Below are 18,445 nucleotides of genomic sequence, written 5' to 3'. Positions count from 1 at the left end.
GAAGCGGGCGGCGGTTTCAGCCGCCCATCAGCACCTTGGCGGCGCGCATCAGCACCAGCGGGTCGCGATCGGTGCGGGCCACCGGGGGCGGCGGGGCGCTGCGGCCGGTGAGGTCGGACACCGCCTGCCGCGCCGAGCGCACCGAATATTCCACCGTGAAGACGCAATCGCGCGGCAGTTCGACGAACTGGCCAAGCAGCGCGAAGTTCTGCGCCCCTTGTGGGCGCTGTTTCGGCCGGTCGCCGGGGCTGCGCGGCATGAACTGGCTGGTGATGAAGGGCATGCGGCAGGGGATTACCCTGGCGGTGTCGAACCAGGCTTTCTGTTGGTCGTTCAGGCGCAGCTGGCCGCTCAGTTCGGTCAGGATCTCGCGTCCCGTCGCCTGCCACATCGGTTTGTCTACGAAATCGCCCGGCCGGTCGCCGCGCAGCCCGTAGCCCCAGAGCGTGTAGAGCCCCGGTTTCTGAGTGCGGAAATGCGGCTGGTGGAACAGCACGATGGACAGGGTCCAGCCCGAGTCGGCGAAGGTGACGAGCCCGCCGGTGCCGGTGCGGTTGCCGGTGAAATCTTCCATGAATTCGAAGAAACCGGGGCCTTCCAGCGTCGCGGTGAAGGAATGCCAGGCGGTTTTTTCGGTGTCGCCGCAGAAGGCCTCGGGCCGGCCGAAGCCGTCATGCGCGGCGGCCAGTTTGCGCCACAGCCGCCAGGCGCCGCCTTCGGCATCATTGAGCGGCGGGGCCGTGTCCATGTCGCCCAGCACCGAGCCGTCGGTCATCGATCCCAGCGTGACATAGGCGCGGTCCTGCGCCTGAAGCGGCACGGTTTCGCCATCCGACAGGATCAGCGCGGTGATCCGGCGGGCGGTGCTGTCGCCCTCGATGCTCAGGTCGGTCACGGCGCCCCCGGTGTCGAAGTCGACGCCGCGTTCGCGCAGCCAGACCACGATCGGCGCGATCAGTGAATCGTATTGGTTATAGCGGGTGCGCAGGATGCCGGCGATGCGGGTGAAGCCGGGAAACAGGTGGATGAACCGGCGCAGGTAACGGCGCATTTCGATCAGTGAATGCCAGGGCTGGAAGGAAAACATCGTCGACCACATCAGCCAGAAATTGCTGTCGAGGAAGGAGGGCTTGAACCAATCCTCGATGGTCTGGCCGTCCAGCCCGTGTTCGGAGTGCAGGATCAGCCGGTTGATATCCACGATGTCCTGCGCCGTCAGGGTCAGGTCATAGCGGTCTTCGGCCGGTTTGCCGTCGCGCACCAGCCGGCAGTTGGACGACCCCGGCACTATTTTATTGAAATCCATGATGTCCTGTTTGACCGATACGTTTGGATCGTCGGCCGAGGGGATACTGCCCAGCAGGTCGAAGGTGCAGGCGAAATGCTTTTCGAACATTCGGCCGCCGCGCGCCAGGTAACCGGCCTCGCCGTCGCCGGAACCGTCAAGCGATCCGCCCAGCACCGGCAGCTGTTCGTAAATACTGATCTGCGGCCCCGGCACGCCCGCGTCGCGGATCAGGAACACCGCCGCGGCCAGCCCGGCGATGCCGCCGCCGACGATGTGATGCCGTTCCCCGGCACTGGAGTCGCTGTCTTGCATCTCGTGATCCTCCCTCTGGCGCCGATCCGCCTGGGGGCAGCCTAGCGCAGCTGCGGCCCAAGCGGTTTGCGCGATATCAAGGACAGCGGCAGGGGCGGTATTTGGCGGAAAAGGCTGGATTTTGCGTAAATATGCGTCACCATACTGTCATCTGGCTGCGTTAGGTCATTGGGGGACGATACTGTATGTCGTGGGGCTTGCCCGAAAACACACAGGATATATAGTTGAGTCATAGCTGGGGCGGGATGTCCCGCCTTGGTGCCACTCTTGGGCAGACAGGGCAGGGAGACTTTGATCGCCATGGACGGAGATTTCAGGCACGATTTTGTCAGGGAACGCGGGGTGCTGAAGCAACATCCGGCGCTTGTGTTGAATGCCGATTACCGGCCCTTGTCCTATTACCCGCTGTCGCTGTGGCCCTGGCAGGAGGCGGTGAAGGCGGTCTGGCTCGATCGGGTCGATATCGTCGCCGAATACGATTTCGAGGTGCGAAGCCCGAGCACCCGGATCAAGATACCCTCGGTCGTGGTTCTGAAAGATTACGTCAAACCTCAAAAGCGCGTGGCCTTCACGCGCTTTAATTTATTTCTGAGGGACGAATTCCGCTGCCAGTATTGCGGCAGCAAGGGCGACCTGACCTTCGACCACGTGGTGCCGCGCGCCGCCGGCGGGATCACCAGCTGGGAAAACGTGGTGGCGGCCTGTTCGCCCTGCAACCTGAAAAAGGGATCGAAAAGCCTGCGCCGCGCCGGGATGCACCTGCGCAAACCGCCGCGTCGCCCGACGGCGGACGAGCTGCGCAATACCGGGCGGAAGTTCCCGCCGAACCACTTGCACGACAGCTGGCTGGATTTCCTCTACTGGGATGCCGAGCTTGAGGCGTGAGCGGTAGAGTGAAATTCGCCGGGTGTCCCACAAGGCTCTCCCGTTGCAGCCATGATCCAGGCGACGTGATGGCCACCAGCCATCGAAGCGAAAACAAAAAGTTTTTTATGTGATCAAAGGCGCTTTGGTAGAGGCAGGTGCTTTTAGCTTCTCTAAAAAGATAAAATTTTGCAGAGTGTTGATTATTGACTTAGTAATTTCGAGTTGTTCTGGAGCGGGGGCATGTCTTCTAGACGCATTGCAGTTTTCGTCGATGGCGACAACATAAGCGCGCAGCATTCGGATCAAGTTCTTTTTGAAGCACGTAAGTTGGGCCGGGTGGACATCGCACGCGTGTATGCCGATTTGAACAAACGATCAGATTGGCTAAACAAGCCCGGTTACCGATTGATGCATGCCGGTACGGGCAAGAACGCTGCAGATCTTCTATTGAGTATAGATGCGATGGAGCTGGCACTCGAAGGAGGTGTCGGAACCTTCGTGATTGCAACGTCAGACGGCGACTTTACGCATTTAGCGCAACGCATGCTCGAACGCGGACTGCATGTGCTGGGCCTTGGTGATGCAAAAGCACCGGATAGATTTCGACTGGCGTGTACCGAATTCATTCCATTAAGTGATCGAAACGAGCGCTGGCCCTTGGAGACGATAGGAAGCGGTTGTTCGGCGTTTGACTTGAAAATCCGAAGTATGATTGCCCAGCATAGCACGAAAGGGCAGGGCATGCGTGTAGCTGAACTCGGGCCTAAGATGCACAAGGCACATGGGGCAAAGATCAGCACCTATCCCGAAAAAACTTGGCGCGCCTATTTGGCCGCACGACCGTTGCTTTACGAGCTTGATCCGCGAGGCTCCGAGGCCAAAGTCCGATTCCGTCCCGAAGGCTTTGCCTCGCAATGACGTCTGCGATTTGGGGGAACAGAAGCCTGATATCCCATATTTCAGTGAATGTCGCTGAAGCGGTTTAAACCGCCGCTCCGATTTTCCGCGTTAAAAAAAGCGCCCCGCAGGGCGCTTTTTCAATTCGGTCCTTGAGCGGTTGCTCAGCCTTCGGCCTTCGGTGCCGGGGCGGGCGCGGCGGGCTTGGGGGCGGCGGGCTTGCCGGTCGACAGCGGGTCGTCCTGGCGCTGCACCGAGCCTTCGAAATGGGCGCCGGATTCGATCGCGATGGTCTTGTGGATGATGTCGCCTTCGACCCGTGCGGTCGAGGTCAGGCGCACCTTCAGGCCACGCACGCGGCCGACGATGCGGCCGTTGATCACCACGTCATCGGCGACGATTTCGCCCTTGATGGTGGCGCTTTCGCCGACGGTCAGCAGGTGGGCGCGGATGTCGCCCTCGACCGTGCCCTCGACCTGGATATCGCCGGTGGTCTTCAGGTTGCCGGTGATATGCAGGTCCGAGGACAGCACCGATGCCGGCGGCTTGGCCTTGGCGGGGGGCGCCTTGTAGTCGCCCTTGGGCGCGACCGGGGTTTCAGGGGCTGCGGGTTTTGCAGCGTCAGCGGCCTTGGGGCCGGGTTCGTTGATTTTGCTTTTAGAAAACATCGTTTGCAGCCTTGATATAGATCATCGGATTGACGGCCTGACCGTCGACGCGCACCTCATAATGCAAATGGGTGCCAGTGGAACGTCCGGAATTTCCCATATCACCGATACGTTCCCCGCGCGAGACCCTTTGACCGACCTTCACGCGAATTTTTGACAAATGGGCATAACGGGTTTCGATCCCGAATGCGTGTTTGATCTTGATCAGCCGGCCATAACCGCTGCCCCAGCCGGCATGGGTGACCACGCCGTCGGCGGTGGCAAAGATCGCGGTGCCGACGGGGCCCGCGAAATCCGATCCCTTATGCAGACGGCGGCCGCCGGTCTTGGGATCGCGGCGATAGCCGAAGCCGCTGGTATAGCGCACCGCGGCATGAACCGGCTTGGCGAAAGGCGCCTGGCTGGCGGCGATGCGATAGAGGTTCAGCGCGTCGAGCTGGTTCAGGATGCGGTTGGCGCGCAATTCGTCGGTGCTGGGATCTTCGCCCTTGGTCGAGAAGGAAATCGGCGTCATCGGGCCGCCCTGGCCGTTATAGGTCTTGCGCACCTGGTTGATCAGGCTTTCGGTGTTCAGCCCGGCAGCGCGGAACATCTTGTCCAGCGGTTCGACCGAAATGGTCATCGCGTCTTCGATCTGGCTGAAGATCTGTTCATTCTGGTCGCGCATCAGCTTGATTTCGAACTCAAGATCGTCGGCGGCGCTCAGCGCCTGCTGCGCGTCGGTCAGGATCTGGTCGCGTTCGGCGGCGGTGTCGGACAGCGCCGCGACAAGGAAATCGACGGTTTCGCTGACCGGCTGGCTGGCGTCGGCCAGGCCGGTGCCTTGTGCGTCATCGGCGTTTTCGGTCTGCAGCGCGACCAGGTCGCGCCGCGCCGCGTCGCGCTGTTTCATCGTCTTGCGCAGGTTGGTCTGGATCACCTCGATCCCGGTTTCCAGCTCGCGCCGCGCGGTTTCCGAAGCCAGAAGCTCGGTCTGCATGTCGGAAATCTGATCCAGCGCCAGGTTGAAGCGGGCCTGCGCGGCCTGGGCTTCCTCGGCGCGGGTGTCGCGTTCGCTGGCCAGCAGGTTCAGACGGTTTTCATAGGTGCGCTGATCGCGCTTGGCCTGTTCGCGGAAATTGCCCGACCCGATGCTGTCCATCAGCAGGATCGCGGTCGCCACGATCGTCCAGGCCACCACCACGGCACCGCCCGCGAAGGCGAAAAGCTGCGTCGAGGGATGCAGCCGGATGAACCGGGTTTCGCTGTCGGATTTCAGAAAAAGCCGACGCTCGGGGAACCACGGTTCCAGCATGGCGTCGATACGTGCCATAAGACGTGTTTTCACCCGTCCGTCCTTTTGTTGTCCATCCCCAAATGCAGCACATGATCTGCTGTCATATCTGCTTGCGCAGATGTTTACCAAAGCGTGGGCGGGGAGCAACAAGTTTAGCCAAATGTGGGGCGTCAGGCGGTCAAAAACCGCCTAACAGGCGAAATCTCGCCGATTTGGGAAGGGGTTAGCCACCCTTCGGGGGCGTCTGGTCGGCCAGCGGCCAGTAGAAATCGGGCGGCAACCCGGCCTCGGCGCGCTTTTCCTCGTTGAAGGGCGGTTTCAGCGCGCCGTGGAAATAGGTGCGCACCAGGTCGTGGAACACTTCCTTGGGGTCCTTTTCATGGCGCCCGCACAGGAAGTGGAACCATTTCGAGCCATAGGCGACATGACCGACCTCTTCGGCATAGATCACCTTGAGCGCCTCGACCGTGTCGGTTTCGCCGGCCTTCTCAAAGATCTCGATCATCCCCGGGGTGACGTCCAGCCCGCGGGCTTCCAGCACCATCGGCACCACGGCCAGCCGGCCCATGAAATCTTCGGCGGTGTCTTCGGCGGCGCGCCACATGCCGGCATGGGCGGGCAGGGCGCCGTAGAAACTGCCCATGTTTTCAAGGCAGTCGCAGATCAGGTTGTAGTGCTTTGATTCCTCGTCGGCCGATTTCACCCAGTCGTCGTAGAACCCCATCGGCATCGGCACATCGCCGAAACGCGCGATGATGTCCCAATGCAGGTCGACCGCGTTCAGTTCGATATGCGCCACCGCATGCAGGATGGCGATGCGGCCCGCCGGGCTGCCGGGGCGACGGCGCGGCACGTCGCGCGGGTCCAGCAGTTCCGGCTTTTCGGGTCGTGCCGGGCGCAGCGGCGGGTTGGCGGTGCCGACGGGAATGGTTTCGCCCGCCTTGCGCGCGGCGAACCATGTGGCGGCGTGTTTGTGCGACAGCGCGGTCTTTTCGCGGCCGTCGGCGGTGGTCAGAACCTCCACCGCCATTTCGGTCAGGGTCTTCACAGCGCCTTCACCGCCTCCAGCACTTCCTCGGCATGGCCGTCGACCTTCACCTTGCGCCATTCGCGGGCGATATTGCCGTCGCCGTCGATCAGGAAGGTCGAACGAACGATGCCCCAGAAGGTCTTGCCGTACATGGATTTTTCCTTCCAGACGTCATAGTCCTCGCAGGTCGTGCCCTCGGCGTCGGACAGAAGCGGGATGCCCAGTTCCTGCTTCAGGCGGAATTTTTCATGATCCGCGATGCTGTCCTTGGAAATGCCGAACACCTTTGCGCCCGCCGCTTCGAAATCCGCCTGCATCGCGGTGAACGCCTTGGCTTCCTTGGTGCAGCCCGAGGTATTGTCGCGCGGATAGAAGAACAGGACGACGGGCACGGGGCGCAGCGCCGAAAGGGTGACGGGATCGCCGCCATCCTGCGGCAGGGTGAAATCGGGGGCGGGGTGTCGATCGGTCACTGCATTTCCTCATTCGGTGGATTATTCTATGCGCTAGGTATAGCGTGACGGACGCAGGAATAAAGACCGCGCACAGACGGGCCGGGCAGCAGGAGTACCGGGGCATGTCCCCCAAGCAAGACAAGCAGCAAGAACAGCAGCGGACCGGCCGCGCCGGACGGATCGCCCTGTGGGGCGGTGGCGGGATCGTTGCGGTTCTGGCGCTGCTGTCCTGGCTGATCTATTCCGCCATCGGCCGGCCGATCCAGGCGCCCGCCTGGCTGCACAGCCGGATCGAGGCGCGGCTGGCGCAGATGCTGCCCGACATGGATGTGAGCTTCGGCGCGCTCAGCGTCATCGTCAACGCCAATGGCAGGCCGCGGGTGCAGCTGCGCGACGTGGAAATATCGCAGCCGGACGGGCCGGTGATCCTGGCGATGTCGGACCTGGAAACCGGGCTGGCGCTGAAACCGCTGCTCAAGGGCAAGGCGCAGCTGGGCCGGGTGCGGCTGTCGGGGGCGGCGATCCATGTGACGCGGCGCAAGGACGGATCGTTCGACCTGTCCTTCGGATCGACCCTGCCGCAGGTCGGGCAGGCGGCGCGCATCCAGGAACTGATCGACGGGCTGGACGGGCTGTTGCTGAGCCCGCAGCTCAGCAACCTGACCGCGATCGACGCCGACGCCCTGATCGTGCGTTACGAGGACCTGCGCGCGGGCCGGGCCTGGACCATCGACGGCGGCCGGGTGCGGCTGACCCGCGAGGGCGACGATCTGCGCATCAGCGGCGACCTGGCGGTGCTGTCGGGATATGATTACGCCACCACGGTCGAGCTGAACTTCGAAAGCAGGATCGGCGAAACCGAGGCGCAGTTCGGCATGATCTTCGAGGATATGCCGGCGCAGGACATCGCGGTGCAAAGCGCGGCGGTGGCCTGGCTCGACGTGGTGCGGGCGCCGATTTCGGGGGCGCTGCGCGGGTCGGTGACCGAAACCGGCATCGGCGATATCAGCGGCACGGTGCAGATCTCAGACGGGGTGATCCAGCCCACCGATCAGACCCGCCCGATCCCCTTCACCGAGGCGCGGACCTATTTCACCTATTTCCCCGAAGCCGAGACCCTGGTGTTCGACGAGGTGTCGGTCAGCAGCGAATGGATCACCGCGCGGGCCGAGGGCAAGGCGATCCTGCGCGGGCTGGAAACCGGGCTGCCCGAGGAATTGCTGGGCCAATTCACCCTGACCGGCCTGTCGACCAATCCCGACGACCTGCTGGACGCGCCTTTGTCGCTGGATGCGGCGGAAATGAGTTTCCGGATGGAGCTCGATCCCTTCGTTCTGCACATGGGCGAGCTGATGCTGGAAGAACAGGGCCAGGTCATCGTGCTGAGCGGCGAGGCGGCGGCGGAACCTGAAGGCTGGCGGCTGGCGGTGCAGGGGCAGGCGGACAGGCTCGATTCCGACGTCGTGCTGGCGCTTTGGCCCGAAAGCCTGAAGACCAAGACGCGGAGCTGGGTGGCGGAAAACATCCTCGACGTCACCCTGTCGCGCGGGCAGCTGGCCTATCGCAAGCTGCCGAACCGGCCGCATGACCTTTATGCCGGGTTCGAATTCGACGGTGCCAAGGTCCGGTTTTCCCCCAACATGCCCCCGGTCGAGGCGGGGTCGGGCCATGCCGAGATCCGGGGCACGCGCTTCATCGCCGCGGCCGACCGGGGCCATATCCGCGCGGCGCAGGGCGGCGCGATCGATATCGCGGGCAGTTCCATCATCATCCCCGACACAACGCTGAAACCGACCCCGGCGCGGGTAGACCTGAACACCTCCAGCACCATCACTGCCGCCTTGTCGCTGCTCGACAGCGATCCGTTGAACCTGCTGACCAAGGCCGGGCGGCCGGTCGATCTGGCCGACGGGCGGGCGCAGGCGCGCGGCACGCTGGACCTGTTGCTGAAGAAGAAGCTGTTGAAGGAAGAGATCAGCTTCGACATCACCGCCGATCTGCGCAACCTGCGCAGCGACAAGATCGTGCCGGGCCGAGTGTTGCGCGCGGCGCGGCTGGACCTGTCGGCGCAAAACGAATTGCTGACCATTTCGGGCAGCGGCCGGATCGGGCAGGTGCCCTTCGACGCGGTGTTCGAAGACGATCTGCGCCCCGAGGACAAGGGCCGCTCGCGCGTCTATGGCGTGGCGGAGCTGTCCAACGCCTTCCTCGACGAATTTTCCATCGCCCTGCCGCGCGACACGCTGACCGGGCGGGGCGACGGCGTGTTCGAACTGGCATTGCAAAAGGGCGAAGCGGCGCGGTTCACCCTGTCGAGCGACCTGAAGGGGATCGGGTTGCGGGTGCCCGAGCTGGGCTGGGCTCTGGGGCAGGAAACCGGCGGGACGTTTGAAATCAACGGTCAGCTGTCGCAACCGCTGCAGGTCGAGCGGATGTCGCTGCAGGCCCCGGGGCTGAGCGCCGCCGGGACGCTGAGCCTGACCGAGGACGGCGCGCTGGACCGGCTGCAATTCGACACGGTGGCGGCGGGCGCCTGGCTGAACGCGCCGGTGACGCTGATCGGGCGCGGCAAGGGGGTCGCCCCTGCGGTGGAAGTCAACGGCGGCTGGATCGACCTGCCCAGCCGGCCCGACATCGCCGGCCGCGGCGGCGACGGCGGCGCGGGGTCGACCCCGATCAGCGCGGCGCTGGACCGGGTGCAGGTGACGAAATCCATCGCCCTGACCGGCGTGCGCGGCGATTTCACCGCCGGCGACGGCTTTGCCGGGACCTTTGCCGGGCGGATCAACGGCCAGGCGCCGGTGACCGGCCGGGTGTTCCCGGTGGGCGACCGGACAGGGATCGACATCAGCGCCAACGATGCCGGGGCCGCCGTCGCGGCGGCGGGGCTGTTGAAGAAGGGCCACCAGGGCACGCTGGCGCTGCGGCTGACCCCGGTATCCGATCCCGGTAATTACGACGGCAGGCTGAAGATCGAAAACATCCGCATCCGCGACGTCCCCGCGCTGGCCTCGCTGCTGCACGCGATCAGCGTGGTGGGGCTGCTGGAACAGATGGGCGGCACCGGCATCCTGTTCGGCGAGGTCGAGGCGCGGTTCCGGCTGACCCCCGATCAACTGATCCTGCGCGAAAGCAGCGCGGTGGGTGCCTCGATGGGTCTGTCGATGGACGGGATTTACGATTTCAAGCAGAACAAGATGGATTTCCAGGGCGTGCTGTCGCCGATCTATGCGATCAACGCCATCGGGTCGTTGCTGACGCGCAAGGGCGAGGGGCTGATCGGGTTCAACTACTCGCTGCGGGGCAGCCCTGAAAAACCCTCGGTGCAGGTCAATCCATTGTCGATCTTTACACCCGGCATGTTCCGCGAGATATTCCGCCGCCCACCGCCAAAGGTCAGCGAATGAAACTCAGCGATTTCGATTTCGAACTGCCGGAGCATCTGATTGCCACCCGGCCCGCAAAACCGCGCTCCTCGGCCCGCCTTCTGGTGGCCGAAGGCGACGCGATCACCGACGCGCATGTCTTTGATCTGCCGGGTTGGCTGCGGCCCGGCGACCGGTTGGTGCTGAACGACACCAAGGTGATCCCGGCGCGGCTGTCGGGTGAACGGGTGCGCATGGGCCCCGAGGGCGAAACCCGCGCCCGGATGGAAGCGACCCTGCTGGAGCCGCGCGCCGACGGGACCTGGGCGGCGTTGCTGAAACCGCTGAAGAAGATCCGCGAGGGCGAGGAGATCGTGTTTTCCGAGACGCTCACGGCGCGGCTGGAGGCGAAGGAAGAAGGCCAGGGCCTGCTGCGCTTCAACCTCACGGGCGACGATTTCGATGCCGCGCTGGCCGAGGCGGGCGCGATGCCGCTGCCGCCCTATATCGCCGCCAAGCGTGCCGCCGACGATCAGGACAAGCAGGATTATCAAACCGTCTGGGCCGCCAACCTGGGCGCGGTGGCAGCCCCCACCGCATCACTGCATTTCGACGAGGCGCTGCTCACGTCGCTGCGTGACAAGGGCGTGGAATTCACCCATGTGACGCTGCATGTGGGGGCGGGGACCTTCCTGCCGGTCAAGGTCGAGGACGTCACCAGCCACAAGATGCACGCCGAATGGGGCGAGGTGTCGGAACAAGCCGCCGCCGAGATCGCCGCGACCAAGGCGGCGGGCGGGCGGGTGATCCCGGTGGGCACCACCGCGCTGCGGCTGATCGAAAGCGCCGCGCGATCGGGGCGGATCGAACCCTGGCGTGGCGAGACCGATATCTTCATCTATCCCGGCTTCAAATTCCACGTGGCCGACGCGCTGATGACCAATTTCCACCTGCCCAAATCGACGCTGATGATGCTGGTGTCGGCGCTGATCGGGCAGGACCGGATCAAGCGAATCTACGATCACGCGGTAAGTGAAGGATATCGCTTCTTTTCTTATGGCGACGCCTCGCTGCTGATCCCGCAGGACGCCGCCGACTGATTGGCGAATTCCGACATATCTTTGTCGTTTTCGAGATACATCCGAGGGTTTAGTTGCGGGTAAGCCTCGGGTCTGTTTTCGTGAGGTCGATATGATTCAGATTCTGTCCAACGCCTGGCCCCTGTTCCTGGGATTGATGCTTCTGATGGTCGGCAACGGCCTTCAGGGCACGCTGCTGGGTGTGCGCGGCCAGATCGAGGGGTTTTCCACCTTCGAGATGTCGATCGTGATGTCGGCCTATTTCGTGGGCTTCCTTGGCGGGTCGCGGATGGCGCCGGAAATGATCCGGCGGGTCGGCCATGTGCGGGTCTTCGCGGCGCTGGCCTCGCTGATTTCCGCCGTTCTGATCCTGTACCCGACCTTTGCCGATCCGTGGATCTGGACCGCCGGGCGGGTGCTGATCGGGTTCTGTTTCTCGGGCGTCTACGTGACCGCCGAAAGCTGGCTGAACAATGCCGCGACCAATGAAAACCGGGGCAAGGCGCTGTCGCTCTACATGATCGTGCAGATGATCGGCATCATCGCGGCGCAGGGATTGCTGTTGACGGCCGATCCGTCGGGCTTCGTTCTGTTCGTGATCCCGTCGGTGCTGGTGTCGATTTCCTTCGCGCCGATTTTGCTGTCGGTCAATCCGACCCCCGCCTTCGATACCACCGCCCCGATGAGCCTGAAGCAGCTGATGGATATCTCGCCGCTGGGCTGCGTCGGCATGTTCCTGATGGGCGGCGTATACGCCGCGCAATTCGGCATGGCGGCCGTGTACGGCACCGAGGCCGGGCTGAGCCTGGGCGAGATTTCCACCTTCGTCGCGACCTTCTATGTCGGCGCGGTGTTGCTGCAATATCCGCTGGGGCTGATTTCGGATCGGATGGACCGGCGCCTGCTGATCCTGATCGTGGCGGCGATCGGCGGCGCAGGCGGCATTCTGGGCCTGCTGCTGGGCGGCAATTTCACCCTGCTGCTGGTGTCGGCCTTCGTGATCGGCGGCGCCTCGAACCCGCTCTATTCGCTGCTGGTGGCCTATACCAACGATTTCCTCGATGCCGAGGACATGGCGGCGGCCTCGGGCGGGCTGGTCTTCATCAACGGGGTGGGGGCGATTTCGGGACCGCTGATCACCGGCTACATCATGGGGGTGTTCGGACCGCAGGGCTATTTCGTGATCATCGCCTTCCTGCTGGTCGCGGTGGCGCTTTATGCCGCCTACCGGATGACTCAGCGCCCGGCGATTCCCGCCGAAGACATGACCGCCTATACCCCGGTGATGCAGTCCGCGACCCCGGTCGCGGTGGAGATTGCGCGGGAATATGCCATTGATAGCGCTAGCGATGACGAAGAAGAGGGCGGCGCGAGCTAATACTACGCGATTGTTGCAATTTTTTACTGTTAATCTGCAAGAATCCGTATGTAACATTTTCATGTAAGACATTGCCAAAGGCGATCAGGAGGCAGCCAATGGTGCGAGCAGAAGAAATATTGTCATTCTGGCTGGACGAGGTGGGGCCGTCCGGCTGGTACGCGACCGACGACAAGATCGACAACGCGATCCGGGACCGGTTCGAGGACGCTTGGAAAGCGGCCTGCGACGGCACCTATGCGCTGTGGCTGACCTATCCCTCCGGCGCGCTGGCCTATATCATCCTGATGGACCAGTTCCCGCGCAACATGTTCCGCGGCGAGGCCAAGGCCTTTGCCAGCGATCCGGCGGCTCTGGCGGCGGCGAAGAACGCGATCGACCACAAATGGGACATGAAGATCGACGAACCGGCGCGACAGTTCTTCTACATGCCGCTGATGCATTCGGAGAACCTGTGCGATCAGGAACGCTGCGTGCGGCTGATGTGCGAACGGATGTCGGACAGCGGGGCGGCGAGCCTTGTCCATGCCAAGGCGCATCGCGACGTGATCCGCGAATTCGGCCGTTTCCCGTATCGGAATCGGGCGCTGCACCGTCACGACACGCTGCATGAAACCGAATTCCTGCAAGCGGGCGGTTACGGCAACAAGCTCCGGCAAGTGCAAAACGGCTGAGCCTGGCCGGTTTTCCGTAATTTAAAATCGCTGGTTTCCAGTGGCTTACCCCTGGCTGCGCGTGAAAACGCGGCAGGGTGTTCGGTCGTCGTTGAAGCGGATTTCAGAATAGTTTAATGTCAAACTAATTTTGGAATCGGAGGGCTGACTGTGTCCAAAGCATTTGACGTCGTCGTGATCGGGGCGGGTCCCGGTGGATATGTGGCCGCGATCCGGGCGGCCCAGCTGGGTCTGAACACCGCGGTGGTGGAACGCGAACATCTGGGCGGCATCTGCCTGAACTGGGGCTGCATCCCGACCAAGGCGCTGCTGCGGTCCTCGGAAGTGTTCCACCTGATGCACCGGGCCAAGGAATTCGGCCTGACGGCCGAGGGCATCGGTTACGACCTCGACGCGGTGGTGAAACGTTCGCGCGGGGTGGCGAAGCAGCTGTCGGCCGGGGTGAAGGGCCTACTGAAGAAGAACAAGATCACCGTGATCATGGGCGAGGCGACGCTGCCCGCCAAGGGCAAGGTCAGCGTCAAGACCGACGCCGGGGTCGAGGAACTGACCGCCAAGAATATCATCCTGGCCACCGGCGCGCGGGCGCGCGAATTGCCGGGGCTGGAAGCCGATGGCGATCTGGTCTGGACCTACAAGCACGCGCTGAACCCGCCGCGGATGCCGAAAAAGCTCTTGGTGATCGGATCGGGCGCCATCGGCATCGAATTCGCCAGCTTCTACAACACGCTGGGCGCCGACACCACGGTGGTCGAGGTGATGGACCGGGTGCTGCCGGTGGAAGACGCCGAAATCAGCGCCTTCGCCAAGAAGCAATTCGTCAAGCAGGGCATGAAGATCATGGAAAAATCCATGGTCAAGCAGCTCGACCGGGGGCAGGGCAAGGTGACCGCCCATATCGAAACCGGCGGCAAGGTCGAGAAGATGGAATTCGACACGGTGATTTCCGCCGTCGGCATCGTCGGAAATGTCGAAGGGCTGGGGCTGGAAGCGCTTGGCGTCAAGATCGACCGCACCCATGTGGTGACCGACGAATTCTGCCGCACCGGCGTCGACGGGCTCTATGCCATCGGCGATATCGCAGGCGCGCCCTGGCTGGCGCACAAGGCCAGCCACGAAGGCGTGATGGTGGCCGAACTGATCGCGGGCAAGCATGCCCATCCAGTCAAACCCGAAAGCATCGCAGGCTGCACCTACTGTTACCCGCAGGTGGCAAGCGTCGGCTATACCGAGGCGAAGGCGAAGGAACTGGGCTACGAGGTCAAGGTCGGCCGCTTCCCCTTCATCGGCAACGGCAAGGCGATCGCCCTGGGCGAGGCCGAGGGCATGGTGAAGACCGTGTTCGACGCCAAGACCGGCGAATTGCTGGGCGCGCATATGGTGGGCGCCGAGGTGACCGAGCTGATCCAGGGCTACGTGGTGGGCCGTCAGCTGGAAACCACCGAGGAAGACCTGATGAACACGGTCTTCCCGCATCCGACGCTCAGCGAAATGATGCATGAAAGCGTGCTCGACGCGTTCGACCGGGTGATCCACATCTGACCAACCGTCAGAACCGACAAAAAGAAACGGCGCGGAAATCCGCGCCGTTTTCTCATGCGATGGGGCAGGGGTCAGCCGCGTTCGATTTCGCCGCCCGCCTGAACCCAATGGCCCAGACCGCCGATATTGTGCACTTCGTCATAGCCCAGTTGCTGCAACAGTTGCGACGCGCTGTGCGAGCGCGCGCCCGAGGCGCAGTAAACGCAGATCGGGCCGGCATCCTTCAGCGCCTCGACGAAATCGGGATGGCGCGGATCGGCCATGTCGCGCAGCCGCATCAGCGGGATGTGGATCGCGCCCTTGGCCTTGCCGGAACTGGCGACTTCGCCATGTTCGCGCACGTCGATCACGGTTACCGCGCCGGTACCGGCCTGTTCGACCGCTTCTGCCGGGGTCATGCCCTGGGGGCGCTGTTGTCTCAGAAAGAACATGTCATTCCCTTTCGCGATTGCTGTGACCGGCGATGCGGCGTTGCAGCAAATATAACATTCAAAAACGTGAATGCAATATGCTGCGCAGCAGCAAGGCCGATTTCGACGATAAAAGGCGGTATTTTTAGGCAAATCGGGCGAAACCGGCGCCTTTGCCCCCGGTCGGGGGATGAAAAACAGGGCCGTGAAGGCGAAACCGCGCCGATCCACTGCGGCAACTGGGCGCTTGTTCACGCTATGTTCACAGTTTTGGGTTGGAGACTCGGGCGCTCTCAACTATCTCTTAACCCGTCACAGCGGTGACGTACTGGGGGCACAGATGGCTGAGCTGAAGAAAATCGAGGTGCGCGGCGCGCGCGAACACAATCTGAAGAATATCGACGTGGATATTCCGCGCGACGAGTTGGTGGTGATCACCGGCCTGTCGGGGTCGGGGAAATCCTCGCTCGCCTTCGACACGATCTATGCCGAGGGGCAGCGGCGCTATGTCGAAAGCCTGTCGGCCTATGCGCGCCAGTTCCTCGACATGATGGAAAAGCCCGATGTCGATCACATCAGCGGGCTGAGCCCTGCGATTTCCATCGAACAGAAGACCACGTCGAAAAACCCCCGATCGACCGTCGGCACGGTGACCGAGATCTACGATTACCTGCGGCTGCTTTTCGCCCGCGTCGGCACGCCCTATAGCCCCGCCACCGGTCTGCCGATCGAGGCGCAGCAGGTGCAGGACATGGTCGACCGCGTGATGGGCATGGAGGAGGGCACCCGGGCCTATCTGCTGGCCCCCATCGTGCGGGATCGGAAGGGCGAATACCGCAAGGAATTCCTGGAACTGCGCAAGCAGGGGTTCCAGCGGGTCAAGGTGGACGGCGAATTCCACGAACTCGATACGCCGCCGACGCTGGACAAAAAATACCGCCACGACATCGACGTTGTGGTCGACCGGATCGTGGTGCGCGAAGGGATGGAAACCCGGCTGGCGGACAGTTTCCGCACCTCGCTGGACCTGGCCGACGGTATCGCGGTGCTGGAAACCGCGCCGAAGGAGGGCGATCCCGAACGGATCACCTTCAGCGAAAATTTCGCTTGCCCGGTCAGCGGCTTCACCATCCCCGAGATCGAGCCGCGGCTGTTTTCCTTCAACGCGCCCTTCGGCGCCTGCCCGAGCTGCGACGGGTTGGGGATGGAATTGTTCTTCGACGAACGGCTGGTGGTGCCGGATCAGAACCTGAAGGTCTATGACGGCGCGCTGGCGCCTTGGCGCAAGGGCAAGTCGCCCTATTTCCTGCAGACCATCGAGGCGATCGCCAAGCATTACGAGTTCGACAAGAACTGCAAATGGAAGGACCTGCCGAAGAAGGTGCAGCAGGTGTTCCTGCACGGGTCCGGCGACGAGGAAATCCAGTTCCGCTATGACGAGGGCGGGCGGGTTTACCAGGTCAGCCGTGTCTTCGAGGGTGTCATTCCCAACATGGAACGGCGCTACCGCGAAACCGATTCCAACTGGGTGCGCGAGGAGTTTGAGCGCTACCAGAACAACCGTCCATGCGGCGCCTGTCACGGCTACCGTCTGCGCGAGGAAGCGCTGGCGGTGAAGATCGCGGACCTCCATGTCGGCCAGGTCGTTCAGATGTCGATCCGCGAGGCCTATGACTGGTGCCAGACAGTGCCGGAACACCTGACCGCGCAGAAGAACGAAATCGCCCGCGCCATCCTGAAGGAAGTCCGCGAACGCCTGGGCTTCCTCAACAATGTCGGCCTGCAATATCTGACGCTGAGCCGCAACAGCGGCACCCTGTCGGGCGGAGAAAGCCAGCGGATCCGGCTGGCCAGCCAGATCGGGTCGGGCCTGACCGGGGTTCTTTACGTGCTCGACGAACCCTCCATCGGGCTGCACCAGCGCGACAACGACCGGCTGTTGGGGACGCTGAAGAACCTGCGCGATCAGGGCAATACGGTGATCGTGGTCGAACATGACGAGGAAGCGATCCGAGAGGCCGATTACGTGTTCGACATCGGCCCCGGCGCGGGGGTGCATGGCGGATCGGTCGTGGCGCAGGGCACGCCCGAGGAAATCGCCAAGGACCCGGCCAGCCTGACCGGCCAGTACCTGAGCGGCGCGCGCGAAATCGCGGTCCCGGTCGAGCGGCGCGAAGGCAATGGCAAGACACTCACCGTGGTCAAGGCGTCGGGCAACAACCTGCGCGACGTGACCGCCGAATTCCCGCTGGGCAAGTTCGTCTGCGTGTCGGGCGTGTCTGGCGGCGGCAAGTCGACCCTGACGATCGAGACGCTGTTCAAGACCGCCTCGATGCGGCTGAACGGGGCGCGCCAGACGCCCGCGCCTTGTGAGACGATCAAGGGGCTGGAACACCTGGACAAGGTGATCGACATCGACCAACGGCCCATCGGGCGCACGCCGCGGTCGAACCCGGCCACCTATACCGGCGCCTTCACCCCGATCCGCGACTGGTTCGCCGGTCTGCCCGAGGCCAAGGCGCGCGGCTACAAGCCCGGCCGCTTCAGCTTCAACGTCAAGGGCGGCCGTTGCGAGGCCTGCCAGGGCGACGGTGTGATCAAGATCGAGATGCACTTCCTGCCCGACGTCTATGTCACCTGTGAAACCTGCAATGGGGCGCGCTACAACCGCGAAACGCTGGAAATCAAGTTCAAGGGTAAGTCCATCGCGGACGTGCTGGACATGACGGTCGAGGACGCGCAGGAATTTTTCCAGGCGGTGCCGTCGATCCGCGAAAAGATGGATGCGCTGGTGCGGGTCGGTCTGGGGTACATCAAGGTCGGCCAGCAGGCGACGACCCTGTCGGGCGGCGAGGCGCAGCGGGTGAAGCTGTCGAAGGAACTGGCGCGGCGCTCAACGGGCCGGACGCTCTACATCCTCGACGAACCCACCACGGGCCTGCATTTCGAAGACGTGCGCAAGCTGTTGGAAGTGCTGCATGAACTGGTCGATCAAGGCAACACGGTTGTGGTGATCGAACACAATCTCGACGTGATCAAGACCGCCGATCATATCATCGATATCGGCCCCGAAGGTGGCGATGGCGGCGGTGAAATCGTGGCGCAAGGCACGCCGGAACAGGTGGCCGAGGAACCGCGCAGCCATACCGGGCACTATCTGAAACCGATGCTTGCGGGCAGCAAGGTCGCGGCGGAGTAGGGCGG

At 63.2% G+C, this 18,445-nt stretch carries 14 protein-coding genes; 8 read left to right on the top strand and 6 right to left on the bottom strand.

Features of this window, described 5'->3' with window-relative positions; all coding sequences use genetic code 11:
* Positions 1–16 precede the first annotated feature (16 nt).
* Positions 17–1,600, bottom strand: coding sequence for an oleate hydratase (locus GR167_RS02315; RefSeq protein ID WP_160971838.1), 1,584 nt, complete (start codon positions 1,598–1,600; stop codon positions 17–19).
* Positions 1,601–1,900: 300 nt separating this feature from the next.
* Here GR167_RS02315 and GR167_RS02310 point away from each other — a divergent pair, with 300 nt between their 5' ends.
* Together GR167_RS02310 and GR167_RS02305 are read left to right on the top strand one after the other, a co-directional pair.
* Positions 1,901–2,485, top strand: a complete 585-nt coding sequence (locus GR167_RS02310) for an HNH endonuclease (RefSeq protein WP_160971837.1) — start codon at positions 1,901–1,903, stop codon at positions 2,483–2,485.
* Positions 2,486–2,707: 222 nt separating this feature from the next.
* Positions 2,708–3,385 carry an NYN domain-containing protein gene (locus GR167_RS02305; protein ID WP_160971836.1) on the top strand — a complete coding sequence of 226 codons (678 nt, stop codon included), beginning with the start codon at positions 2,708–2,710 and terminating at the stop codon, positions 3,383–3,385.
* 143 nt (positions 3,386–3,528) lie between these two features.
* On the opposite strand, the gene GR167_RS02300 is transcribed toward GR167_RS02305, so the two are convergent.
* The 4 genes from GR167_RS02300 to GR167_RS02285 all read right to left on the bottom strand — a co-directional run bounded on the left by GR167_RS02300 (position 3,529) and on the right by GR167_RS02285 (position 6,811).
* The gene (locus GR167_RS02300; RefSeq protein WP_160971835.1) at positions 3,529–4,032 is read right to left on the bottom strand and encodes a bactofilin family protein; all 504 of its coding nucleotides are present in this window, start codon (positions 4,030–4,032) and stop codon (positions 3,529–3,531) included.
* On the bottom strand, positions 4,022–5,359 hold the full coding sequence (locus GR167_RS02295) for a DUF5930 domain-containing protein (RefSeq protein ID WP_160971834.1): 1,338 nt from the start codon (positions 5,357–5,359) through the stop codon (positions 4,022–4,024). Before GR167_RS02295 ends, GR167_RS02300 begins: the two co-directional genes overlap by 11 nt.
* 172 nt (positions 5,360–5,531) lie before the next feature.
* The gene (locus tag GR167_RS02290; RefSeq protein WP_160972617.1) at positions 5,532–6,338 is read right to left on the bottom strand and encodes a ferritin-like domain-containing protein; all 807 of its coding nucleotides are present in this window, start codon (positions 6,336–6,338) and stop codon (positions 5,532–5,534) included.
* 14 nt (positions 6,339–6,352) lie between these two features.
* On the bottom strand, positions 6,353–6,811 hold the full coding sequence (locus GR167_RS02285) for a peroxiredoxin (protein WP_160971833.1): 459 nt from the start codon (positions 6,809–6,811) through the stop codon (positions 6,353–6,355).
* Positions 6,812–6,915: 104 nt separating this feature from the next.
* Here GR167_RS02285 and GR167_RS02280 point away from each other — a divergent pair, with 104 nt between their 5' ends.
* The 5 genes from GR167_RS02280 to lpdA all read left to right on the top strand — a co-directional run bounded on the left by GR167_RS02280 (position 6,916) and on the right by lpdA (position 14,831).
* Complete coding sequence (locus GR167_RS02280; RefSeq protein ID WP_160971832.1) at positions 6,916–10,200, top strand: YhdP family protein; 3,285 nt, start codon at positions 6,916–6,918, stop codon at positions 10,198–10,200.
* Positions 10,197–11,258 carry a tRNA preQ1(34) S-adenosylmethionine ribosyltransferase-isomerase QueA gene (gene queA, locus GR167_RS02275; RefSeq protein ID WP_160971831.1) on the top strand — a complete coding sequence of 354 codons (1,062 nt, stop codon included), beginning with the start codon at positions 10,197–10,199 and terminating at the stop codon, positions 11,256–11,258. Before GR167_RS02280 ends, queA begins: the two co-directional genes overlap by 4 nt.
* 91 nt (positions 11,259–11,349) lie before the next feature.
* Complete coding sequence (locus tag GR167_RS02270) at positions 11,350–12,615, top strand: MFS transporter (RefSeq protein ID WP_160971830.1); 1,266 nt, start codon at positions 11,350–11,352, stop codon at positions 12,613–12,615.
* A 98-nt stretch (positions 12,616–12,713) separates the two neighbouring features.
* On the top strand, positions 12,714–13,289 hold the full coding sequence (locus GR167_RS02265) for a DUF924 family protein (RefSeq protein WP_160971829.1): 576 nt from the start codon (positions 12,714–12,716) through the stop codon (positions 13,287–13,289).
* A gap of 150 nt (positions 13,290–13,439) precedes the next feature.
* Positions 13,440–14,831, top strand: coding sequence for a dihydrolipoyl dehydrogenase (gene lpdA, locus GR167_RS02260; RefSeq protein ID WP_160971828.1), 1,392 nt, complete (start codon positions 13,440–13,442; stop codon positions 14,829–14,831).
* A gap of 71 nt (positions 14,832–14,902) precedes the next feature.
* Here lpdA and GR167_RS02255 read toward each other — a convergent pair whose 3' ends face one another.
* On the bottom strand, positions 14,903–15,262 hold the full coding sequence (locus GR167_RS02255) for a rhodanese-like domain-containing protein (protein ID WP_160971827.1): 360 nt from the start codon (positions 15,260–15,262) through the stop codon (positions 14,903–14,905).
* 319 nt (positions 15,263–15,581) lie between these two features.
* On the opposite strand from GR167_RS02255, the gene uvrA reads away from it, so the two are divergent.
* Positions 15,582–18,440, top strand: a complete 2,859-nt coding sequence (uvrA, locus tag GR167_RS02250) for an excinuclease ABC subunit UvrA (RefSeq protein ID WP_160971826.1) — start codon at positions 15,582–15,584, stop codon at positions 18,438–18,440.
* Positions 18,441–18,445 lie beyond the last annotated feature (5 nt).

Source organism: Thalassovita mangrovi, from assembly GCF_009857745.1.
Taxonomy (GTDB): Bacteria; Pseudomonadota; Alphaproteobacteria; order Rhodobacterales; family Rhodobacteraceae; genus Thalassobius; species Thalassobius mangrovi.
Note: the sequence above shows the minus strand (reverse complement) of the source record. Positions and strands in the feature narration are given on the sequence as shown.